Annotated in this window: 15 protein-coding genes; all 15 read right to left on the bottom strand. The window is 35.7% G+C overall.

From position 1 onward, the window contains the following. Positions 1 to 58: 58 nt before the first annotated feature. Positions 59 to 1,363: an ATP-binding protein gene (locus GXM17_RS02975; protein WP_163397786.1), complete on the bottom strand. Its 1,305-nt coding sequence runs from the start codon at positions 1,361 to 1,363 to the stop codon at positions 59 to 61. Positions 1,364 to 1,453: 90 nt separating this feature from the next. Then, entirely contained in the window at positions 1,454 to 2,137 is a 684-nt protein-coding gene (locus GXM17_RS02970) for a hypothetical protein (protein ID WP_163397785.1), read from the bottom strand. Positions 2,138 to 2,142: 5 nt separating this feature from the next. Then, entirely contained in the window at positions 2,143 to 6,252 is a 4,110-nt protein-coding gene (locus GXM17_RS02965) for an eCIS core domain-containing protein (RefSeq protein ID WP_163397784.1), read from the bottom strand. Between the two features lie 18 nt (positions 6,253 to 6,270). Continuing rightward, the gene (locus tag GXM17_RS02960) at positions 6,271 to 7,440 is read right to left on the bottom strand and encodes an eCIS core domain-containing protein (RefSeq protein WP_163397783.1); all 1,170 of its coding nucleotides are present in this window, start codon (positions 7,438 to 7,440) and stop codon (positions 6,271 to 6,273) included. Between the two features lie 43 nt (positions 7,441 to 7,483). Further along, positions 7,484 to 8,344, bottom strand: a complete 861-nt coding sequence (locus tag GXM17_RS02955; protein ID WP_163397782.1) for a DUF6734 family protein — start codon at positions 8,342 to 8,344, stop codon at positions 7,484 to 7,486. Between the two features lie 18 nt (positions 8,345 to 8,362). Then, complete coding sequence (locus GXM17_RS02950; RefSeq protein WP_163397781.1) at positions 8,363 to 9,190, bottom strand: DUF6734 family protein; 828 nt, start codon at positions 9,188 to 9,190, stop codon at positions 8,363 to 8,365. After that, a complete protein-coding gene (locus GXM17_RS02945; RefSeq protein ID WP_163397780.1) occupies positions 9,187 to 9,765 on the bottom strand; it encodes a hypothetical protein in 579 nt (192 codons plus the stop codon). The genes GXM17_RS02950 and GXM17_RS02945 overlap by 4 nt, the downstream gene beginning before the upstream one ends. A gap of 11 nt (positions 9,766 to 9,776) precedes the next feature. After that, positions 9,777 to 11,447, bottom strand: a complete 1,671-nt coding sequence (locus GXM17_RS02940) for a contractile injection system tape measure protein (protein ID WP_163397779.1) — start codon at positions 11,445 to 11,447, stop codon at positions 9,777 to 9,779. Continuing rightward, entirely contained in the window at positions 11,434 to 14,871 is a 3,438-nt protein-coding gene (locus GXM17_RS02935; protein ID WP_163397778.1) for a PKD domain-containing protein, read from the bottom strand. Before GXM17_RS02935 ends, GXM17_RS02940 begins: the two co-directional genes overlap by 14 nt. A gap of 12 nt (positions 14,872 to 14,883) precedes the next feature. Beyond that, positions 14,884 to 17,592 (bottom strand): hypothetical protein, encoded by a 2,709-nt coding sequence (locus tag GXM17_RS02930; protein ID WP_163397777.1) that lies wholly within the window; start codon positions 17,590 to 17,592, stop codon positions 14,884 to 14,886. Beyond that, positions 17,580 to 20,966 (bottom strand): baseplate J/gp47 family protein, encoded by a 3,387-nt coding sequence (locus tag GXM17_RS02925; protein ID WP_163397776.1) that lies wholly within the window; start codon positions 20,964 to 20,966, stop codon positions 17,580 to 17,582. The genes GXM17_RS02930 and GXM17_RS02925 overlap by 13 nt, the downstream gene beginning before the upstream one ends. Before the next feature lie 11 nt (positions 20,967 to 20,977). Beyond that, positions 20,978 to 21,388, bottom strand: coding sequence for a GPW/gp25 family protein (locus tag GXM17_RS02920; protein ID WP_163397775.1), 411 nt, complete (start codon positions 21,386 to 21,388; stop codon positions 20,978 to 20,980). 2 nt (positions 21,389 to 21,390) lie between these two features. Further along, complete coding sequence (locus GXM17_RS02915; RefSeq protein ID WP_163397774.1) at positions 21,391 to 21,681, bottom strand: PAAR domain-containing protein; 291 nt, start codon at positions 21,679 to 21,681, stop codon at positions 21,391 to 21,393. Positions 21,682 to 21,735: 54 nt separating this feature from the next. Beyond that, entirely contained in the window at positions 21,736 to 23,481 is a 1,746-nt protein-coding gene (gene vgrG, locus GXM17_RS02910) for a type VI secretion system tip protein VgrG (protein ID WP_163397773.1), read from the bottom strand. Next, on the bottom strand, positions 23,482 to 24,171 hold the full coding sequence (locus tag GXM17_RS02905) for a CIS tube protein (protein ID WP_163397772.1): 690 nt from the start codon (positions 24,169 to 24,171) through the stop codon (positions 23,482 to 23,484). It abuts the gene before it with no gap.

Genomic DNA, 24,171 nt, shown 5'->3' with positions numbered 1-24,171 from the left:
ATCTGTCATTAAAAAATAGTAATGGCAGGTGTATTTTTATGATCTTCAAATATTTTGGTTACATCATTTTTCCTTCTTTTACATATTCTTTTTTTATGCCCTGAAGAAGATGACTAAGGTTAATATTTTCATTCTCTTCTTCCAGCGTTCTCAGGCAGGCATATTGAATGATATTCACAATATTGGCGCCGGTAATGTCGTATTTTTTCGAGAGTTCATTCAGATTCACATCTTCAGCTATTTTGATTCCATTTGGGAGGTTGTTTTTCCAAAGCTGTAAACGTTCGGTGTAAGAAGGCACTTCAAACTCAATAATGGATTGAAATCGTCGGGTGAAAGCGGTATCAATATTCGCTTTAAAATTAGAGGCCAGAATAACCAGTCCCGGATGATTTTCGATACGCTGCAATAAATAGGAAACTTCCTGATTAGCATATTTATCGTGTGCATCCCTGACATTTGTTCTTTTTCCGAAAACTGCATCGGCTTCATCAAAAAAGAGAATCCAGTCTTTATCAGCTGCTTTGTCAAAAAGAGAAGAAAGATTTTTTTCTGTTTCGCCAATGTATTTCGAAATTATCATAGACAAATCAATTCGGTAAACATCTCTTTTAGTATATTTCCCGAGAAGCGAAGCTGTAAGCGTTTTTCCGGTTCCCGGTGCCCCATAAAACATGACCCTGAAACCGGGTTTAATTTTAGCTTTCATGTCCCATTCATGAATCAATATCTCATTGAATTTGAGCCATGTTTCTATTTCTTTGATCTGATTTAAAGTGTTAGAATTGAGCACCAAATCATTCCATTGTAATTGCGTTTCAATTAATTGTGCAGGAAAAATGCTGCTCAGCTTCGGTTTTAAAATTTTTCCTGTAATGAATTTTTCGATGTATTCATCTTCTAAAATTAATAACCCGCTTAATTTAGGCTCACCATTGGGAACAGCTTCTATTTTAATGATTGCTTTTTGATAAAGAAAAGACTGATTGTGTAGATAATTATAAAAGGCAATTCTTTCATCAAGATCATTTCCGGCAATTAAAAACTGTGCTGTTTCACCTGTTGGTAAAATTCCGCGATGGTTCTTTGTTTTTATTCCGCCAAACTCTGGTAATTCTCCGCCATTAGGTAAATATTCGGCCATAATTGAACTTAAAAAATCGGGTTTTACGTGTGGCGCAAGAGCCAGTCCTAACAAAAGAACATCTGTTTCAGTCAGGTTATTTTCGATAATGAATTCGTTGATAAAACCATGCGAATCAATTTGATTCAAAACCGGTTTTTCCATTGGGTTATCGACCTGGAAAACGAGATCAAGCTGAAATACGAATTGGTTTTTTAGGTAAGTGAATACATTTTCCATTTTATACTTATAATTCGATTAGAAAAAATTAAGTCTTGATTGTTTATATGTTTATTGTTTTTTTAGAATTAAAGTTTGAAAATATGCGGTTTAATTTATAGCAAGATCTTTCTTAATTTCAATTAACGTTTCAGAAGAAAGTAGTTTTGACCATAGTTCTATCGATTCTTTAATTCCATCAAATATTCCTTTATATATTTCATCAGATAGATCAACATTAGTATATAAGTATTGCCAACCCCAAAATCCTTTTGTATAAATTAATTTATCAATATATTCAGTTATATTTATTGTCATTGGAATAGGTTCATAGCCTTCTCTAAAAATCCATAAATTATAGGTTAAGGTATTATTGGATATTTCAATACAAATGCAATGGACATTATCTTTTTCAAAATAATCAAATATTTTAAGGTTCTTGTAAAAAGTAATGTCTTTATCTGGAGTATGATTTCCCCATATTTCATTTTCCCATAAGTTATCATTATAACCTAAAAACATTTTATAAAATGGGAGGATTTCAATATCTCCTTCAAAAGATATATTTTTTGATTTTGAGTCATTAAGAGTGTATTTCCATTTTAAAATAAAACCATCAAATTGAGAATACAATTCTTTAACTTCTTTAGAAATTTTAATTGAAAATTCGTCTGCATAATCTGCAAAATCTTCTTCTCTAATTCCAATGTTTTTTTCGAAAACTAGGTTTGATATATTTGGAATTCCTTTTAATTCTTCAACTAAATCCTGTATTTTTTTTAAATAATTTTTCATAACTTTTAAAATCCAATTAATTTATTTGATGCAACAGCAGATCTAAACCAAGTTTCTAATGTTCCACCGTAGCTGGCATTTGCTGTTTTGAACGCGTTTGAATTAGTGAAATCTGTCCAAGTGTTATAATTTTCTGCCCCTCTTGAGTTAACCCAATCTCTAAAAATGGTTCTTGATGGTGCATTAGGAATATTTTTTAATTCTAGATCCCAGTAACGTGCTGGAACATCATTAATTGATGGTATTGTACTGCTACTTCCTAAAGGATCTGGTTTGCTTACAGGAAATACATTGTTATAAAGTACTCCGCCAACTCTTACCCATTCTCCAGAATCATTTTTTTCTTTGAATCCATAGCTAACTCGAATTCCTTCAGCAAAATCTGTAAAACCAACTTCAGATCTATAAGATGTAACTTCTGCTCTATACCATAAAACTCTATTTTCAGAATGTACTAAGTTGACAGCATTCTGTTCAGCTTGATTGTACATCATACCATTTTCTGATTTTTTTCCTGGTGTAACGTTTCCGGTATCGTTCCCTGGTCCACCTAAATCAAAATGCAAAAGATGTAATCTTACATAAATATCATCATAATTGTTGATTGTTTTTATATGACTAGCCCATCCTGCAGGCTCAGCTGTTACTCTAGGTGGTTTTTTACTTTCATTTTTTGTTAATGGATCTGCTTCTGAAAAACTAGCGCGGCCTCCACTGCCTCCTATCTGCACATGAGTATCTGGTAATCTTCCACCGTTTGCTATTCCAGTAATGACTAAGAAAGGTACAATTTCATTAAACTTAGCATTAAGCTGATTTTGTAAATCGGTTTTTCTTGATTGATCCGTTTCTGTAGTTAGTAAATTTTTGATTCTAACAATGTCGTTATTGTAAATAGCGGTTGCACTATTTAATGCTCCTTGTTTTCTGGCTTTTGTAGTTGCATTTGTAATTTCATTTATTTCTGTTTGTTTGTTTGTTAAAAATGTTGAAAAAGGCATTTCTTCACTTGCGACCCACATTTGCGGTACGCCACCTACCGCTCTTAAGAATAAATTGTGAGTTTCACCATCTGCATTAAATTGTTTTCGCAAACCTAACCAATCAAGAATGGCGTCTCTAACACTTGCACCCATTGCCATAACCCTGTCCAGCAATGCCATTCCCGTATCCACCGCCTTATTCACCAGCCAGGTCAGCGCTTCATCCACCATTTGTTGTACAGAAATAATCATCTCGCCAATCCTTGCGCCAATTCCCGTTAACCCAACCTGATTTGCCAGGAATCCGATCACTACCGGCATAGCTTGTCCCATAGTTCTTTCGAGATAATCTGCTGCTGTAGCGACATTACCACGAGCAAGATCAGCAACACCATTGACAAATGAATTGACAACTTCAAGCATTTCGCGCAGGTATTTGATAAAACTCTGTATCGCATTAAAAAAGGCTATTGCGCCGTTTATCACTGCCATGATTCCTGTAGGATCTAACATGCTTAAAAGTCTGGCTGTAATTCTATTCACAATACGTTCCATGACAAAGTTTTTCACAGCATCGAGAACGGTATTCCATAAATTACTGAGCTGTTCCTGAATTTTATCCCAAATGGCGGCCATACCACGTTCCTGAACGTCTTTGATGAATGTCCAGATACCTTCGAGCGTATTAATCATGCTGCGGATTTTGGCCACCCTTGCTGGTCCAATGCGGGGATGTGCTGCTAGTTTTTCCCAGATTTTTTCCATCGAGATATTCAGTACTTCCATTACCCAGGTAATTACACCCTGTAAAGAGAAATCAGTAAGTACCGGGATATTTGCATCTTTTAGCTCGCTCATCAGCCAGCCGGTTACACCATTGATTAAATGTGTTACGATATTATCAAAAAACTGAACAAATCCTTGTTTTAACGCTCTAAGAATATTTTTCAGGAATCCAATTGGGTCTTTTTTGATGTCATCAATGGCTTCTAACGCTCTGGTAATAATATTTCCAATAAGATCAAACGGGAAATTCATTATTTCGAGAATAGCAACGATCACAATTCGGATTATTTCTGCTACAAAAGCAATCAATCGGCCAATAGGCTCACCGAATTTTTCGATGATTCTCATGAAAGCATCTATTGGATGTATCAGATCATCAATTGTTATGGTGTTCCAAATGTCGGTAAACAGCTGTACTATTGACTCTGGAGTCATGTTAAGAGTAGCGACAGCTGCTTCAATCTGACCAGCGATTCTTGCAATAGCTCCTGTTTCAGCCATTTGGGCATATTGTTCTTCGCCGCCATCCATGAGGCTCATGAATCCTCGTATAAGATTTGGAATTGTACGAGGTACAGCTTCCTGAGTAAAAGGATCTTTTCCAATAATGACTTTAACAAGCGAATAACCTCTAACAGTCGCTGCCTGTGAAGAAAGCCATCCTAATAAAGATTCCTTGACAAGTTCCAATACTTTGAGTGCTACACCAGAGGCAAAATCCCAAACCCGCTGCAGGAATTCTCCGGTCTGAGCTGCGAGGGCAGAGAGATTATCAGCTATATTAGCCAGATTAGAAGGGTGGATAGCATCCCAGGCAGCTGTTATAAGTCCGCGAAGTTCACCTAATAACGAAGTGAAAGTTCCAACCTGAGTGTCAAGCCAGTCGGCCGTTTTTTGCAGCGTACCTTTTTCACGCATTTGCTCAAGCTCTGTTTGCTTGTCGATCAGGATTAAGAAATCTTCTAATATTTCGACGGTTGTTGCATTGACCGCTTCATCACGTAACGGATCGTATTTGATTATTTTTTTGATTAATGACCAGGCTTTGTTTTCTGCCAGTATAGGTTCAGCTACACCAATCAGGGCTTCTTTTATCCAGGTAATCACCTGATCTACAGTTGCACTTACAAAAGAAGTTATTCTGTTAACTACTTCATTGAATTTTTGAGCGACTAAATCAATTATGTCTGTATAAGGAAATTCAACTTTATCCCAAATCTCTTCAACCAAATTTAAAATACTGTCGATCGTTAATCCGAGTTCACTTAATTTCCCTTCTACCCAGTCAAAAACCTGCTGTAGTATTCCATATTCCTGGAGTTTGTCGAATATCGCGGTTCCAAAAGGTACAAGTCCCATTAAACCTTCAATCAGATTAATTGGGGTGCGTTCTACATCAGCCTGTCGCAACGGATCGTAACCGATAATTACTGTGAAGAGTGTATAGCCCGGAATGTGTCGGGCTTCATTAATAATCCAGTCAGGAAAGTAATCGAGGAAAGAACCCTGAATCATTTCGGGAGCAGGAGATATGTTATCTTCAGTTTTTTTTCTAATGGCAGCTCCCTGTTGTACGGTATGTGTTAATTCGTGGGCGAGTAAATGCCTGCCATCGTGTGAATTTGGATTGTATTTTCCTTCGTTAAAATAAATATTGTTTCCGGTTGCAAAAGCCTGCGCACCCAGTTGCTTGTTCATTTGAACAGCGTTAGCATCATTGTGGATACGGACATTGCTGAAATCGGCTCCAATGCCTGATTCCATTTCGGTTTTTATTTTCCCGGATAGGGGAGAACCACCTCCTTTACTGCTGTTTAGTTTGCTTTCAATATTAGGGCCGTCAGAAGGGTTCGCTGCCGCTGCCGGACTCATCTGAAGCTCTTTTTCGTCTTCTTTTGTCTGGATTTCCTCTTCTTCTTTAGCCTGAATTTCTTCTTTTTTTGGTTGAACTAAAGATTTCGAATTAATTATTTTTTCTTGTGGTTTAGAAGATTCACTTTTGGTTTGTAACGATTCTTCTTTCTCTGTTTTTAATTGAACTACAGGAGTGATTTCCCCTACAGTTGTTTGATTCTGAATTTCTTTTTCCTGATTACTTCTTTTTTGTAAGTCATTTGCCTTTTTGTTGAGTACAACAGGTGAGGCAGCAAAAAATGGTTCGGGAGGGCCATTCTTTTTATCAGATACTACAGTATCCGCTACTTTGTCAGCTTCAGCTTCATATTTATCATTCGGTTTACCAATAGTAAGCTTTGCCTGGACACCAAAGAAGTCTTCACCCTTTCTCGAATTAAAAGAGGATGAGCCAGAAGGTTTTGACTTTGGTATCTGGTTAAATACTGACATTTGTTATTATAGTTCTCTTTATGATGTTGCTATAGCAATTTCTCCCGTTAGACTGCAATGAGTCGGATCTCCATTATAACCTCCTAAATAGATTTCAACATAGTACGTGCCACTGCTTAAATCTGATACTGAGGTACTTCCTCCACTTAATGAAATAGTGTCACTATGCACTTTGCTGTCAAACCAATAAGCTGCACTGCGATAGATCTTAACTTCTATTTCATTAGTTATTTTACTACATCTGGGAGGTCCAGCCCAAGCCAGGTTAGAAGACAGCGCTATAGTGCCGCCGCTTCCTACACTGAAGTTATTTGATATTCGTTTGTGTGTAGTCCATTGATTTATTTTCCAGGGGATTGTAGCTAATTGTAAAACGTTGCTTTGTTTTTGAATATTTTTACTCCTGTTTCCCTGTTGTATAGTGTGTGTTAATTCGTGTGCCAGCAAATGTTTTCCTTCTTTTGAGCGGGGATTATATTTCCCTTCATTAAAATAAACATCATTGCCGTTGGTAAATGCCTGTGCGCCTAATTCCTGAGACATTTCTATGGCATTAGTACCGGTATGAATTTTTACATTGCTGAAATCATTCCCAAAACCGGATTCCATTTCATTTTTAGTGCTTTCATCCAGACTGGCTCCACTGCCTTTTGAATTGTTGAGTTTTTCTTCCAAATCATTATTCTGAATTTCATTTTGTCCTTTTTTCTGAACTGACTTTTCTTCCTCTTTGTTTTCCTTTTTTTGTACCTGATCTTCTTTTTCGCAGTTGTCACATTTTTTCTGAACTGTTTTCTCTTCTTCTTTCTTACCGGACTTTTTCTGCACAGGCTTTTCTTCTTCCGTTCCTTTCTTCTGCACAGGTTTTTCTTCCTCTTTTTTATCTGATTTTTTCTGCACAGGCTTTTCTTCTTCTTTTCCTTTCTTTTGAACAGATTTTTCTTCTTTCATTTCTTTACTCTGAACAGAAGAAATGGTTTCTGAAACAGGTTTTTGCTTTATATCTTCTTTCGACTGTAAAAGTCCTGATGCGGATGAATTTCGATTAACTACTTTGTCAGCAACATTATCAGCTTCAGCCTCATATTTGTCCCCGGCGGTTCCGGTTTTTATTTTCTTCTGAATTTTTGGTCCAAAAAAAGGAGAAGGGGATTGTTTCGCTATTTTTTTTTGTTCAAATTCTCTCATGATGTATTATTTTACCATTTATTTGGGTTAATAATTCGTTTTACTAAACAAACTCTGGATTATTCGCAATAACACCTTCTTTCTCTAATACACTTTTTATTTGCTTATACCAATACGGAAATATTTCAGAGAGCCGAAGTTCAATCTCGTCAACAACATATTTTTCATATTTTTTCATTCCAAAAAAATGAGAATAGCCAATAGCATCTGCATATTTTCCCTGTTCTCTTATGTTTTCACCCTTCAATAAAATTGCCGGATCATTCTTTTTATAGTTCAAAAGCGATGCAAGCGTATATTGTTCTATTAAAATGCAGGTTTCATAACCTTCCTGTTTTAATACAGCAAAGCTTTTTTGGTTTTCAATGTATATTTTCTCCAAATCGTAATAGCTTTTTATGAACTCATCACGGAGTTTAAGATCATTAAAACCAAATATGCCGCAATTATAAGAATAGCCCAGACCGGAATGCCAGTACGGAAGATTGCTGGCGTATTTGCTAAATAATTCTACCTGTTTCCTGTAATGGATTTCATAAGTATCTTCTTTGCGTTCTACGATTACATCATCAAAACTGAACTCTATTTTTTTCTTAATAAATATGTCCGTGTCTATGTGAACAAACGGTTTAGTCTGCAGTTCCATAGCATTGATTTTCGATTTCATCCAAAGTTCAATTCTGTTGTGATTTTGTACCTTGGTAACCGCACAAGGAAGCATATACAGGAACTTAAAACCTGTTTCATCTACATAAAGCTCAATTTCGTCATACCATAAGTGACTGTATAATATACTTAGCGCAGTCATGTAGATGGTTTCCTTTAGTTTATCTCCCATATTCCACCTGTTATTTGTAACAGGAAGCACATCAAGGCTATAAATTATCTTGTGTCTTTGTTTCATAGTTAGATATTTATAGTTTTATGAGATACCTTCTTTCTCAAGCGCATTTTTTACTTCTTTGTACCAATAAGGAAACAGTTTAAAGAGCCTGTTTTCTATTTCCTGAACAATGTCGATCCTGTATTTTTTTTGCCCGGCAATGTGTGTATAACCAATTTTATCTGCCAGCTGACTGTTTTCGAATAAGTTTTTTTTCCAGAGCAGTAATGTTGGGTTGATGTTTTTATGCTTTAATAAAGACGCCAGGTTGTATTGTTCTAAAACAATGCAGGGTTCAATCCTGGTTATTCCCGGATTATTATTTTTTATGAAAATATCCTCTAAAGCATAATAAACCTCCAGAAACTCATCCCGAAGTTTTAAGTCTCTAAAACCTAATACCCCGCAGTTGAATGCATAACCTAAATCCGGTTTCCAATACTCTAAATCCTGTGTATATTGATTAAAAAAATCCAAACGATATTGATACATGCTGTATAATTCGTAATCATTTTGTTCAACAATTACTTTCTCAAAATCAAAATTTATTTTTTTCTTTATAAAGGCATCATTGTCAAGATGTACGAAAGGTTTGGTTTGTTTTTCCATGACATCAATTTTAGATTTCATCCAGATAACTGTATTTTCATTGCTCCTTATTTTAGTAACCCTGCACGGAAGCATATAGAGAAACTTATATGCTGTCTCATCTGCATATAGTTCGATATCCTGATACCATAAATGGCTGTAAAGAATACTTAAAGCAGTCGAATAAATCGTTTCTTTAAACCTATTCCCTTCATTCCATCTGTTATTGCTTATAGGAAATGCATCTAAACTGTAAATTATTCTGGGCTCTCCTCTCATAAAATATTTTTTTTAATAGTATGGATTAAGTTTTTTTCTTTCAGGAAAGTGATATTGTTGTACAAAGATGCTTTCCGGCTGTGTTTGTACAATCGTTTCCATTGATAATCGATACCTTTAACTTCTGAAGTGTTTAGATGTATTTCAGTATTATGATTTTTTTTACTTTCCTCAAATGATGTATGCCGGACCATTCTGCCCAGCAAAGGCGACTGTATATATGATCCATTAGAAAAATCTCTAGGAAAACTGTCTATATTAATGGAAGTTTCTCCAACTCTGAATATGTGGACTAACGCTTCGCCATTTTTTGTTTTATAGAATTTAGAGTGATATCTTTTTGTTGGCAGTTTGTTCATCATGGGCTGTAAATCCGCTTCGTTTTCAAAAATCAGATCTAAATCATTAATGGTAATATCATAATATTCGCGAAGATTAAGGTAGTCTGCAATGCCTCCGCAAAAGACTATTTTAGACAGATTTACATTATTGAATAAAAATTCTAAAGCCATTTGCTGAAAGCCGCGAATATTTTTTCTGTCGTATTCTAAAAAAGAGGTGTTTTCAACATTCATATTTTTAATTTTTACCAGTTAACATATATTATTTTTGTTTTCCAGGCTAATTTTATGATGCTCAGATTCCAGCTTAATATGTCTAATAAAACATCTTGTGTTTTTCTTTCGATAACAATAGTTGGATTACCGTCTCCATTGATATTCAGTTTTCCCGGACGCTGTAAAAATTCGTTTTGCAGCAATTCTGCTGATGACGTTTTCATTAAATCCCAATTGCTCAATACTGCATGAAGCATTGTACCGGCTTCTTTTTTCATTTCTTCAGAGAGTACAATGTTTCTTTCAATAGGCTGTGCTATTGGAATGTTGCATAAGAATTTTTCAAGAGCCATTGCATTTTCATAATCCTGTTCTTTTCCTGTGGCCGCATAATGCAAAAGGTGAGCGGCCACTTCGATATTATTTATCGTATTGTCTTTATTGAGCAGTCTGCAATTTTCAAAAAGAGATTTCAGAAACGGATGAATTAATACTAACCCTGCATTGTTAACATATATATCACTGAAATTTGCTATATCTTGTTCTTCTTTTTCAGTAAAAAGTTCTTTTTTTCGAATTAATTCTTCGTCATTATTTGTACCTGTTTGTTTAGGTTTATCTGATAACAATTCGAATTTTTTGTGGTCGCTGTGATGCCCGTCTTCGCTTTCTAACATAGCCGAATCAGCTCCTGTGGGTGTGTTTTTATTATTTTCTGTTTCTGTCTTGGTTTTCATTGGCTCTTCGTTTTCCGGGACAGTTCCAGTTCTTTTTTCTTTTAAAATAACTTTGTCTGTTTTTTTTTCTATTATCAAAACAAAAGCATCAAGATTAGCCAGTATTTCCAGTTCATTTTGGCTATCCGTCTGATTTTGGATTTCATTTAATAAAACTTCTTTATGATCTAAAAAGTTACTTTTTTTATGAAATTCAAACAAACTGTAAATCAATGATGAAAGCTTTTGTTTCGCAATTTCACTGCTGGTTTCCAAAAGGCTTAAAACCACTATTTCCCACATTAAAAATCTTTGATTCGGAATCGATTGATTCTTTGTAATCAGAGTTTGAATTTGTTTTTTTATTTTTTCAATCCTGATTAGTCGCGCATTGTTGCCAGCGTTATTTTTTTTGAGTACTATTCCTTTTTTAATGATTTCTGCAATCTGAGCATCACTAAATTGTTTGATAAATCTTGTCCTCACAATTGGTTTTTGGACTGCATTGACCCACTTAAAAAAGAAGTTTTTATTATTTAACACTTCGTCAAATATAGTGTCATCAACAATTTTAAAATCCTGTTTTAAGGTTGTCCACCAGGCATTTGTACCGGTTTCCAGAAAATGAAAAAAACTATCTATATCTTTTTGCTGAGATTTGATGAGCTTATAACCCTCAATATTTTTTTCTTTATTTTCAAAAACTTCTTCAACTTGGATGGTGATTTTTTTTAGAATTTGATATTTGAAATCTTCGAAATCCAAATCCGGACTAATGGCAATATCAATGTCAAGTTTTTCTAATTGTATGCTGGATAAAGGATTTTTTGAATCCAGTGCATTAAAATAATTTTCTAAAAAAGAGAATATTTCCTTTTGCAAAAAACCATCAATATTGTCCTTGAGATAATATCCTTTTTCTTTAGAACTGGTATTTATCTCAAGGAAAAATTTATTGATAATATGTTTATTAGAATTTGGCACCACTTGTAATATCTTCTAATTGTGTATTTAAACCGGATAGTATAAAATCAATTTTTGCAAATACAGTCTGCATGCCTGACAAAAATTCTTTCAAAGATCCTGTTCTGTCAGTATTGAATTTTCTTTCCAGGAAACTTTTAAATAAATTGGTAAAAAGAGATGATGAATGGACTATTTGTTTTTCAGAAGCTTTAAGTGTTCTTGCATTCTGACATCTTAAAATAGTATAAAACAAAGAAGTGTTTAGGAATATAAATCCTTGTACTGCAGTAATATGGTTGCCATTTTGCTCTTCAATGGCAGCAGCAGCAACTTTTGATATTAAATTGAAATATTCCTGGGTGAATAATTCTGATAATTTATCATTTAACTTACCGTTGATGTAATCCTCCAGATTTTTCTGAATTTCGACAAATCTGTTTTCAGTTTCAGAAAGGAAGCTGTTCGTTTCCGTATTGAATTTATTTGAAATAGCAATTTCTTTAAAATAAGAAATTGTTTTAAGTGAGTTTTTTACAAATAGATCGGCGTTATAAAGACAGTTGTTTGTTTCAGCCACTTTTCTGATCTCAATTGGTCTTGGCCCGTCAGTTGCTTGTCCGCATTTGCCTTCGGCAGTTAATGACACCAAAATAGAGGATTCATTAAATAAAGCCGTTGGTCTTTCCAGGGGGTCTTTTTTATCTGTTATTATTAATTCCTCATTAATTTTCCAGGTGTAGGATAAGGCGTTTTGAGAATTGTTGGTGAGGGTTAAAATTCCCGCTTTATCCAGGCTGGCAGTAAAATTTGGAACTGGCAGATCTAAAAGAGTGATTACAAGATTGGAGGGTTTGCCGTTTACAAGAATAGTTACGCTGGTCACATCTTCAGGGACTTTAAGCGGAATAAACTGAAATTGTCCTCCTTTTGCTGGTTGAACCCCTTCTCCTGAAAGAACTGCATCTTTTATAGCGGGTTCAAGGGTAAGCAATACCGCTTTATCTTTTCTGCAAAATGAGATCCTGTTAACCAGCTTGTTTTCAACCAGTACTTTTGAGTCTGAAATTTCAAAACTCACCGGATTGGTGATCTGAAAACCGCAATTGCCATTGTCTGCACTAAGAGTAACATCAAAAGTGAATTTTTTCTGTCCTTCACTATTGTACTTGTAGATGTGTTTTATTTCTGTTTTTTCAACTATAACAGGATCGGTTTTGTCTCCAAAATTCCAAGTGTATTTATTGCCGGAAAGATTTTCTCCTTTTATGGTAAAAGCAACTTCAGTCTCACTAATTCCTGAAGAGCTAACAGGTACAGCGATAAAATCGAGTAAAGGTTTTTCAAATAGGGTTATGGCACATTTCGTTTCAAAATTATTTACTGTAAAGGTTATGGCTTGACCTATTAAATCCTGGCTCACTAAATTTGGATCAAAAACAACTACTCCGGATTCATCTACGGTGACTCCTCCGTTTTGATCCGGTCTTACGTTCGCTTTTACAAAACCTCCTGCAGGGGATACTTTAAAAGGAATTGGTGGTGTTTTGCTGTCAAAACAAATTTTATCTACTGGTAAAGTAAGGCCTATATTGTTTTCGTCACAGCATAAATACGGAATTGAAAAGTCGGCTACAACCGGATTTAAAACCGGTATCCCTTCCGTAAATTTTTCAAAGTCACCGGTTAAAGACGGTCTGCGGGAGTTATAATAGTAATAGTAAGGTATTTTTTCTTCCAGATATATCATTATAAAGGTACCGCCGGGAACTACGCCTGCTTTGTGTTCGTAACCATGGTTTTTGCCGAGGTAATATTTGGTAAAATTATGAATGGTTTTATCCAGTTCATTGGCATTTACCGCCAGGACCATGATATTAAATCCGAGTCCGTTTTCTAATCTGATTTGCTGGATGGCTTTTAATGCTTCTTTGTAGTTGCGCCCCTGATGACCTTCTATTCTGTAAAAATCACTATCAAGATGTATTTCGAGCGGTTTTTTAGTATTCAGTAAATCATCGTGGTAACTAACATTGTTTTTTTGCAATCCTAAAATGGTTTTATCAAAATCCCATGCCCTGATCAGGGAATCATTTACATCATTGTAAAAAGGAATAGCTTTTTTGCCCAGTTTGCCCATTTGCAAAGAGGGTGTAATTTTTATAAAATCATGTAATGGGTTGTAGTTTTCTAATATATATAGAGTTCGCAAAATAAGACTGTACATTTTTTGTCTGGCTGTGTTTTCGCCGTAGCATATTTGTATTTCATCTGCTGCTTCTTTTTCCTTTTCTTCTAAATCTTTATCATCTGCAAAGCAGTCATTGCAATTGCTGCCGTTTTCTCCTGTAAGTAAGGGCGATTTATAAAAAGCATGACGAAATTCAGAACAAGGTGCTGTTTTTATCAGTTCGCCCAGCATTAAGTGTTTTGGAAAAGCATCGATATCAGGATCACAGTAATTGTCATCTATAGCCAGCAATAACCCTTTGGTTTCGTTGTAGGTATCTACAAGATCATTAAGGAGATCATAGAGATATTGAAAATCCGGAGGCAGTACCGGGTCGCTTTCAAAATTAAACAATTCGTTTATTTTTTTTTGAATAGCATCTAAAGCTAGTGGCTTGTTTAAGCCTGTCAAAAGCGTATTGTAGCCTTCCAGTAAATTCTTAACAACATTGTTTTTGAAGATACCTTTGCAAAAAGCTTTTTTTATTGCTTCAAGATGAATAAAATCTTCTGATTTTAATACAATTCTGTTTGATTTTACATCCGGTAATTGATGATATAAATTCGTATAATTGATTTTGCCAGTCATGCTGTCATGATTCATTATTTGTATGGCAACCGTTTTGCTGACAATCAAAACTTTATAATTGCCTACAATTTCCAATCCCTGATTGTCGCAGGAAAGACTTACACAAAGATCAGATTCTTTTTCATACGTCTCCAGATACAAAAGAAGTACAGCATCTTTTATGTCAAATTGAGTATTTGCAGAAAATTGATTTAAAGCAAAATAGGGATCTTTCTCTTTTTTTTGCTGTTCCTCTGTCAGTAGTTCAAAAAGAGGCAATTGTTTGTTTGATTCATCATAGAAAAAAGGTTTGTAAGCGGCTTTTGTATTATCATAAATTTTACAGTGTGTATAGGTTTTGGATTCAAAATTGATTTTTTTGTTTCCAAATGGATCCGCCTGATATAATTTAAAAAGATCACCATCTGTAGTTATACCTGTTCCCTGTGTTAACGAAATGATTTTTTGAGACTCATCATAAGCCGGATAAAATCCGCAAACTATACCAACCCCGCTGAGGTAAATGCGGGACAGGCGGTCCTGGTCGTCAAAAAAATCTACTACCTCATTAAGGTTTCCTTCTGTAAGTACCTGATTCTTTGTGAATCGGCGGTATTGGGTTGTTATTGTTGAAAGTTTTGCTGACATGAGAATAGTTTTTTATAGTGATCCTAAATTTGTTTTTCCTAGAATAATTTTATCTGATAATCGCTCGTTTTCATCACTGCAGTCAAACAGTCGTCCGGTTGGGTACACATTGTCCAGAACGGTTAGTGCCTTAATAAAGCTGATTAACTGTGATTCCGGCTGCTCCTGATTCAAATCGGTTTTAGCAAACAAGTAGTCTTTATACGTTTTTTCGAACTGAACAAGCTGGTTTTCTGCGGGGTCTTTTACATCCTTTTCCCTATATCCGATCCAGCATATTTTGGCAAGTACGTGGGCCGGTAATTCTTCTTTAATTATTTTTTCTATATAATTTCTAAAGTCGGTATTTGCAAACCGCAATGTGTATCCCGGCAGCACTACACTCACACGATAGGAGTAGGGGTCTGTCGGTTCGCAATTATCGCACTCATCAGCGCAGACAGGCATAAAAGTATCAGGGTTTACTGTAGTCAGATGTACATCTGGACGAAGCATCATGTGTTCAACCAAAAACATTCCTTCTTCGGTAAAATCTTCTTTCATAAACCGAATCAATTCCAAAATCGATTTTTCTAAGTCCGGAAGATTATTATAGTATTCGAATCTGCGGGCAATAATACGGTTTGGGTTTGCCTTGTCTTTTATTGCCGGGTTTATAATGTCATAAGAATATTTTCCGGCATCCGACTGCTGAATCAAAATATTATCTATGAGGGATAAATCTTCTACGGTGCCGTTTTTAAAAGCTTCCTTTATTTTGTATTCCCGGGTCTGAATAATTTGCAGTACCGCAAAATAAAGTTCCTTATTTGCTGCGGAAGTATCGAAGTATTCTGCTGTTGAAGAAAGTACGATATCCTTATGAGTGTCTAAAATGCGCCATCGATATACAGATTGATTATCAGAATCAATAAAATTGTACATTTCGACAAACGAATTGGAAAGATTTCTCCGGCTGTAATCTTTAATACCAATGAGTCTCGAAATCCTTTTTTCTGCTCCCGAAACATTGTTGGTATCCCATAAATTCGTAACGGGCTGTTTGTAATAATCAAAAGCATTACCGCGCTCTTTGCTAACAGCTTTATAATCTTTTAAAAAACTTTCTTTGTCGCGTAATACTACCTGATCTGTGGTGTTGCCGTAGATGGTTTTGTTTACAAATACGTATTCAGAAAAATTTTCGGCAAAACGCGACAAAAGGTGATCTAAAATTTTATTTCTTCGTTCGATATTATTGTCCTGTTGGTCAAAAAGCAATTCAGTAATAGCTTCATCAGTATAATTTTCATATCCGTCCACAATATCATTAGCCCCTTCAATGTCTTTAACAACCTGCGTAAAAAGCGTACGTGTCTGATTTCCGCTAACAGAAAGCAATTCGCTCACCTGTCCCAATTGCTTAAAATAACTTCCTAATATCTGATCAAAAAATAAGAGATATCCTTTTAATTGTTTTGCTTTAGATTTTCGTTCCACAGATGCTCTGGAAGGAAGTCCTGTTTCTCCTATTCCATAAGTTTCAGGAAAATCGTTTTGTATGGTGGTGTAAATATCAGTGTTCAGATATTGTCCATTTGGCACTTCTAATTCTTTATTCTGGCTGGCGTTGGTTGTAGCTTTGTCTTTCTCTGCTTTGATGGCGTCTAAATAAATTTTTACCTGTGCCTGATTGATATTGAGAGGCAATAATCCTTTATTGTAATTAAAAACACTTTTGTTGCAAATAACTGGTTTTTGGTAAGCTGAAAGACAGATAAGCCATTTATTTTCCAGATCATCGCCTCCGCAATTTCCCAATGAAATATCTTTGATCAGGATTACATCCGGAACCGACATTATTATTCTCATAATATCTGAGAGACGCACTTGGTTTCTCAAATCAGCAGTAAGCAATTCTTTAGTATCAATAAAACCATTCTCTAAAACCGGACCGTCAAAAATTTCGAGGGTCGAATATCCTTTGTCCATCATTTGTTTCAGCGAATAAAAATTGACTGTTGTAGATAAATAACTTTCCAGAGCATAAATGACCTTCGCATGAACCAGTTCCTCATCGGCTTCCGTATTTACTTCAATATCTGCACATATTTTAATAGCGTACTCTTCTACTTTTTTGATAGCAACAAGATCTTCGCAAAGGTTTCTGTTGGCATGATACTGCTTTCTGATTTTTTCTTTAACAATTTCTATTTCTGCAGGCTTTGAGCTTTCAAAATCGACATACAGATCATATAAGCCATTAAGCTCAAAAGACTTTCTTAAGTTTGGGGTGGCTGCCAGGTTTTCATAATCCTTAATGTCGTAAGAGAGCTGGTTTTTTTTGCAATCTGCATAGACGGTTTTCCTATGTCTGGCAAGCCAGCAATTTCTGACTCCTTTAATATCTATAAATAGTTTTCGGTAATCATTTTGTGTTACCGGGCTGGAAGACAATACATCTGAGGCTTTAAAAAACTGTTTTTGAATGCCTTTGTTGCTGTCATCTGATTCTAATATATTTTCTATAGGAAGATTGAGTCTCATCCCAAGATCCGAAATAGCATAGCAAAGCATCTCGAGAATTGTTATACCTGGATCATGCTCATTAAAATCGGTCCATAGTTTACTGCCAAAAGACTCTATATACTCAATTCCTTTTGTTTTTAAGTAATAGAAATCCAAATCGTCCTCTGTGGCCAATTTTTTAGGAATAGTGATATGTTGGTTTAGTATCGACATTTTTCAGGTTGTTCTGGTATTGCTTCTTTGCAGGTTTTTATATTGGTGCTGATAATGTGGTTTTTAACAGAGACAAGGATGTTTTGTGGACTGGATGGAGCCAGTGTGTTCAAAAACTCTAAAACAGTTATATTTTCCTCATTTTTTTCTGTATCTTCTAATTGATTAGGCTGTTCCTTATTTGTTTTCTTATCAATATATATCGCCATCTCCAGTTCAGATATAAAATCTACATAATGTAAATTTTCTATATATTCTATAACAATACTGCGCTGCAGCTCAACTCCGAATATGATTTGCTTAGAAGTATCAAATGCCCAGGGCGACAAAAATCTGATCAGATCTTCATTGAGCTGTTTTTTATAAAAATTCTCATCGTATTGAGAATAAAACTTAACATTTAGTTTTATAATAACTTTTTCATAATCAGGATTAATTGCTTTTACATGCACTTGCATTGAATTTTTAGAATTTATAAAATGCTCTATGCTGTTTAATGTAGCTGTGCTCACTCTTGGCTCATAAATATCGAATACATTTTTATCCACAATATCCGGAATGACGACCAGTGTTACATTTCCCGGTGATAAAAACGAGGTATCTGTACCCGAAATAAAAGTATGATTAAGGCATTTTACCCTAAAAATATTTGGAAATTCCTGTAAAATAAGATGCTCATAATCCCAAAGTGTAATGGCTCTGTTTTTGTGTCTCAGTCGTTCACTAACACGGAGATAATAAGATTGATCTGACTCAGGAGATTTACCGGAAAATGAATTAAAAGGCTGATAAACACTTTTAATCTGCGGAACCCTGGTAATTAATTTAGATATTGTTTTAGCAGGCAAAGAGTTGTCTAAATGAGCTAAATTGTTGTTGTTATCAAAAAACTGGGCGGTAACAACCTGGGTTTTTACATCGATAACTTTGCAAACGGCATCATAGTCTTTGTGCATCTTTGCTTTTATCCAAATGGTTTTGTCCGGAAAGAGTGTATTGTTATTGGATGCCTGCTTTGGAATACTAAATTTTACAATACCTGATTTTAAAAAGTTATCAATATCATCTGTCAAAATATCCTGATCAAGATTTTTCCAGTAGTTATCGCATAATATATACCATTCTGTTTTTTGTTTTCCTGTAAAAGAAGGAACGCTCGTATTTTCGCTTCCTTCCAATATTTGAAATAGCAGTGAAATCTGCTGTGCTATTTCGGCATCCTGAAGTCCTATGTAAAACTCGCCTCCATCGCAGTAATCCGGAACCAGGCAATTGGTAATAGGTGTGGCAGCATCTAAAATATTTTTATTAATTGCTTGTTGCTTCAAATAAGAATGCTCTTCACGCTGGCCAAAAGGGGCTTCATGAAATAATTTTATTCGGTTAGATTCGTAGGCTGAGACTGCAAAATCAATAGTTTCTTCAGCAGAATAATTTAGGCTTATGCTCTCTACAATCGGGGTGTAAGGCTCATTTGGTATAAGGGTTGAAGGGTTTTCAGCCACATTCATTATGGCGATGGTATATACTTTTGGAAATAAAGAATGCAGAAAAGATTGGTTTAATGTCAACCGGACAGGACCGCTTTTATCAATTGCATAAGAATCTCCTCTTACATTGATATTAGTTTCAAACACTTTATCACTATCAGGATCATCAAATAGATTGACTGCTTCATTTTGTTTGTCCCAGGTTTCTTTGTTTAAAACAGATAATGTTCCTTTAAAATAGTCCTTTGTAACAATAGGATCTTTTGTATTTATGGCAGCTGACCCGGTATTTTCTGCAGCAATTTCTAACTCTGAATCGGTTTTTCTTGCTGATATAACTCCGTCTTCAGGCTGATTTACATTCTTTTTAATTTTATTGTTTCCCCTGATGAACATTGCAGATGTAAAAATATCCTTGCTTATTGTTTCCAAAAAGTTTTTTTTGTACGCAGCGTAATGAGTTTCAAATGATACCGGAGTGTTTTTCCACTTAATGCTGATATCTGCCTCTTGCCATTTTTTAGAAAAAATTTCCGGATAGTCGATTATAAAGGAACTGTTTTTTTCGGGCTGGGTTGTAAAAGGATAAAAAGGTTTTGCAGCATTAAGCAGGCCGTTATCGCTCTCTAACAGTAGAGATCTCACATCCTTAACTTCTACTTTTGTTGAAATACCGGTTATATTTTTTGTAACTAAGCTTCTAAAAAGACTATGTCCTTTTTTATCTTCTGTACGAATTAAAAACCGAATAACAGGCAGTTCTGTTGCGAAAAATTCACCTAAAATTTTCTGGTCATAGCCAACAATTGCCGGACTATCTTTTGGTATCTCAAAAACCAGTCTTAATTCGTTGCCGCCAATTGCCGAAGATTGAATACCATTTTTAAAAGATATGTTTTCGCCAGGTCTAAATTTTCCAATCCATTCTTTCTGTCCACTATACAGAATGCTGATGTTTTCCAAAAGATCATCGACATTAAATGCACTATAAAAAATTAAATCTTCAGAAAAAGTAATAGTGATATCAATTTTTCTGTCGCCTTCCTTAAGATTAAATATTTCTCCGGCTATTGCAAAACCTAATTTAGCATCGCTTAATTCGGGGTATTTCTCTTCATTGGATGTATATCCAAAAGGAAACCAATATGGAGCATCATCTTTCAGCGGTTCTCCTTTTCCGTCAATGGAATTTGCAATTTCGCTGTATTTTATCTCACCACGGTCCACGTCATTGTACACATTTTTCAGGTAGGCTACAGTGGCTCTGTTGGCAATGAATTCTTCTGTGGTTTTGTATATTAATTTTTTGCCATCTGGATCTTTTCCGGCATCAAGTTCTGTACCTGCAGGAATTCTTTCTTCTGCAATTTTTTTTGCCAGCTCAAAAATAATATTGACTTTATCTGCTTTTGGAGGGAGTTTTTCGATCTGCAGTATATCTTTATAAAAAAAATCTAAATGCTTTTTTGTAATTAAATTTAGTTTGTTTTGTGACAATTCCAATAATTTCAGGAAACACACAAATAGCGTTAGGTGAGGAGCAAGGTCTTTATTTACATTGGCATTTGATAATATTCCGGAAATGTTTTCTTTTAAATCGATGTATTTTTGATCTGTTCTTTTAGGAATACCATTTGGAAGATTATCATTGGAAAACCCGAAATAGCTAAAGAATTCCTGCCAGTCTCCCTGAGATTTTGTATGGTCATTAGTATCGAAAAAGTTGACTTCCTTTGCGAAATTATAAGCAAATAGCAGCCAGTCTTCAATCGTAAAATCATGAAGTTTTAAGTTGCCCGGCTCTAATGCATCACTAAAGCGTTCATCCTGGTTGATTCCATTTCTTTTAAAAATTACACTGTGTGTCTGGCTGCCGGTACTCATAGGTAATAAACTTAAATATTAGTGCCTTCTCCTTTATAAAACGGATAAACAAGATTGCTTCTTGAGTTTGTGCTTCTTATTTTGTAATCGATTATGACCAGCAATTCCCCTTCTAAATCATCCCCTTGCAGTATGTCAATTTTTTCAGCATCAACTCTGGGTTCGTAATATAAAATGGCTGTTTTTATGAGTTCAGAAACATAAGTTATGAGTGTCCTGTCTAATGTTTCAAAAAGCAATTCGTCCATATTGCAGCCATATCCGGGAAGCATAATACGTTCGCCGATTTTGGTAGAAAGCAATATCTCCAGACTGCTTTTAATGTCCTGCTCGTCAGATGTCATTACGACTGTATTACTGTTTTTTTTAAATTCTGGCGGAAAGCTCCATCCCGTACCTAAAAATGCGTTTTTATTTTCCATAATTAACCTATTAAAACAGTTGGGCATCCTACTATAATTGTTCCGCCATGCGCAGTTGAATCGCCCATTCTTGCGGCTGGCTTTCCGCCAATCAGTACTGTGCCTGATCCGGTTGTAATACTGTCTGGAGGTCCTGTGCAAACAATCATATCTCCCACACAGGCCGCCGGCATACCGCCAATTAATACTGTGGTTGTACCCGAAGGTAATATGGGTCCGCCAACATGAGGTACAGTTCCTGTTACCATTGGACATACATGCATATCGCTGATTCTTGCGGCTGGTGCTCCCATAATTTTTATTTTAAATGTTTAACTCTTACAACCCGAATGAATTTAGAGTCTATGTTAATTTATCTGAACAATACTGCCTTTTACTATCGCCACTGCTGCTGAGGACATTTCTGCACCTGCATTACCTTCAGCTTTAAATTGGGCCATGGCTTTTACATTTACATTGGTGCCTTCAATTTTTACATCGCCAGTTGCCTTCAGGGAAATATCGCCTGCGCTTTCCAACTTTATACCTGCGCTGTCAATCGTAATCACATTAGCATTTTCGTCTTCAATAACAATTGAGCCTTTGTCTTCGTCCAGTGTTATTTTTTTGCCTGCCGGAGTCTCAATGCCAATTGATTTTTTATCATCATCAAATAGCACTTTCATTTCACTTCTTGTAAAAATCCCTTTTTGATGGTTGTCGTCCGCCCCTTTTAGAGGAGCAGGTTTTGCGCTGCTGTGTAGCATTCCTAATACAATGGCATCATTAGGATCTTCATTGATGAACCCAATAATTACTTCATCTTCAATTTCGGGTCTGAAAAAAGTACCTCTGTTGTCACCTGCATCGAGAGCAGCCACCCTGCACCAAATACCCTGTTCTTCATTATTGATAATTGGGATTTTGACCAAAATTCTGTCTTCGCTGTCGGGATCGTCCTGAAGCTGTGTTACAATACCAATATGCAGTCCTTTTATGGATGGAGTTATTCCTGAAGCTGAGGGTGTATTGATGTCATAAGTTTCCGAAAACCACTCAGGATTCATTCCAAACTGCGCATTTACAGTCCAGTTGCCGTTAGCGATTTCATGGAAAACCCCGGTAATATATGCTTTGCCGTTAAAACGGTCTCCAACACCTTCAAGTGTAATAATGGTGTTAGGTTTTACAGCCGGAATGCCCTGAAATTTTACTCTGCCCCGAACTTTTGATAACTGCTGGAATAATAATTTTGCATCTGCCCAATCCTGTAGTTCGCTATCGGTAATATGACCTCCGTGGCGCAATTCTAAATTTTCCAGCTTTACCACATCTGACAAGTCCGAAGGGGATAAATTTCCGTTTAGGGTTACAGCGGGATCTTTGGCTTCAATTTCTAATAATTCCTGATTGGATGCATTCCAGCTGTAGGACGAAACTTTGGCAAACTGATTTCGGGCATCAATTTCGGCATCAAAATCCAGCATACTGGCGCCAAAAGCAACTGTTTCGACCGATTGAGAAGATAAGTCTGGTTTTTTGATCGAAATTTTGCCACCTTCAACAAAACATATTTTTCCGTTCGCCTGAGCCCGTGACACGATAAAATCCCAATCAGACGTATTGTATTGTACCAATTCCTTATGACTAAAATTAGTACTCTCGACGTCTTTTTGTAATCCGTATTTGCCTATAATATCTTCAAAAACATCACTGTCTTTTACATCATAAAAGTATTTGCTTTTTCTCCCAATTGTCATTTTTACTGCCAAATCCTTGCATTCCACAATTAACAGCGATGAATTGTTTTTTATTTTGATGGAATGTTTTACAACTATTCCTTTGTAAATTGTTTCCTCGTCACTGTGATAACCGGCTTTTATTTCTATTTTTTTTCCCGGAATCAGCAAATCTTCGTTACTTAACTTAAAATCACGTGCAGCAGCATCTCCATCGGTCAGAATAATTTGCGCCATTGGTATTTTATTGATCTCATTATGAACAACAATGCTCATTACCTGATATAATCCAGATAGTTCATTTCCTTCAATGAGCAATTTGTGCGTTATTAAATCGGCACTCTGGCTGGTTTGTATGACACCGCTATTGTTCATCTATTGCTGTTTTTGTAAAGGAGGGAAAAATATTTTCTGGCCGATTTTTAATTTTCTAAAGTTGATGAGCTTATTGGCCTTTGCTACTTCGGGATAATATTTTGAATCTCCATAGATTTTAAAAGACATTAGCGGAAGCGTATCGCCCGCTTTTACAACTCTGGTATGCGTTAAATCAGGAGACTGATTGTTTTGCTGTTTTGCTCTTAACTCATCCTCAACAACTCCTTTAAATTTCCCTTTTGCAATCGCTCTGATGGGTGTTCCGTCTGGCCTGAAAAGTTTATATTCAATAGTCATTTCTGTGAGAGATCCTTTGAACAACAGGCTTCCCCATGCAATTTTTAAGTAGTTTGGTTTGTGTTCTGAGCCATTATACTCTAAAATTACTTTTCTAAAATGCTGAATGTCTTCGATAACACCATTTTCTGTGCTTTCTTTGCCTGTGATAACACCTGTACGGTCAAAAACAAAATCCAGTTCTAATTCCTCAGGAGCAATTGCTGTAAATCTTGGTGCCTGACTGCTTGTTCCGGCTGCCTGGGTTGTATCCTGCTCTATCTTGTAATGGAAAGTATATTTTTCCGGATTCATTAAAGTAATGAACTCCTGAATATCCGAAACTGGATTGTTGAATTGAGGATCGCTGTAGGCAATGATCTTCAGTTTTTTTAATTCTCCTGTAGTCAT

Origin of the sequence: Flavobacterium fluviatile (genome assembly GCF_010645065.1) — a bacterium.
Classification (GTDB): Bacteria; Bacteroidota; Bacteroidia; order Flavobacteriales; family Flavobacteriaceae; genus Flavobacterium; species Flavobacterium fluviatile.
This window is presented reverse-complemented; position numbering and strand designations above follow the sequence as displayed.

Coding starts and splice junctions, on each gene's coding strand:
- vgrG (WP_163397773.1), bottom strand. CDS start 23,481: ATGAACAATAGCGGTGTCATACAAACCAGCCAGAGTGCCGATTTAATA.
- GXM17_RS02975 (WP_163397786.1), bottom strand. CDS start 1,363: ATGGAAAATGTATTCACTTACCTAAAAAACCAATTCGTATTTCAGCTT.
- GXM17_RS02950 (WP_163397781.1), bottom strand. CDS start 9,190: ATGAGAGGAGAGCCCAGAATAATTTACAGTTTAGATGCATTTCCTATA.
- GXM17_RS02960 (WP_163397783.1), bottom strand. CDS start 7,440: ATGAGAGAATTTGAACAAAAAAAAATAGCGAAACAATCCCCTTCTCCT.
- GXM17_RS02965 (WP_163397784.1), bottom strand. CDS start 6,252: ATGTCAGTATTTAACCAGATACCAAAGTCAAAACCTTCTGGCTCATCC.
- GXM17_RS02945 (WP_163397780.1), bottom strand. CDS start 9,765: ATGAATGTTGAAAACACCTCTTTTTTAGAATACGACAGAAAAAATATT.
- GXM17_RS02955 (WP_163397782.1), bottom strand. CDS start 8,344: ATGAAACAAAGACACAAGATAATTTATAGCCTTGATGTGCTTCCTGTT.
- GXM17_RS02930 (WP_163397777.1), bottom strand. CDS start 17,592: ATGTCGATACTAAACCAACATATCACTATTCCTAAAAAATTGGCCACA.
- GXM17_RS02925 (WP_163397776.1), bottom strand. CDS start 20,966: ATGAGTACCGGCAGCCAGACACACAGTGTAATTTTTAAAAGAAATGGA.
- GXM17_RS02915 (WP_163397774.1), bottom strand. CDS start 21,681: ATGGGAGCACCAGCCGCAAGAATCAGCGATATGCATGTATGTCCAATG.
- GXM17_RS02970 (WP_163397785.1), bottom strand. CDS start 2,137: ATGAAAAATTATTTAAAAAAAATACAGGATTTAGTTGAAGAATTAAAA.
- GXM17_RS02935 (WP_163397778.1), bottom strand. CDS start 14,871: ATGTCAGCAAAACTTTCAACAATAACAACCCAATACCGCCGATTCACA.
- GXM17_RS02920 (WP_163397775.1), bottom strand. CDS start 21,388: ATGGAAAATAAAAACGCATTTTTAGGTACGGGATGGAGCTTTCCGCCA.
- GXM17_RS02905 (WP_163397772.1), bottom strand. CDS start 24,171: ATGACTACAGGAGAATTAAAAAAACTGAAGATCATTGCCTACAGCGAT.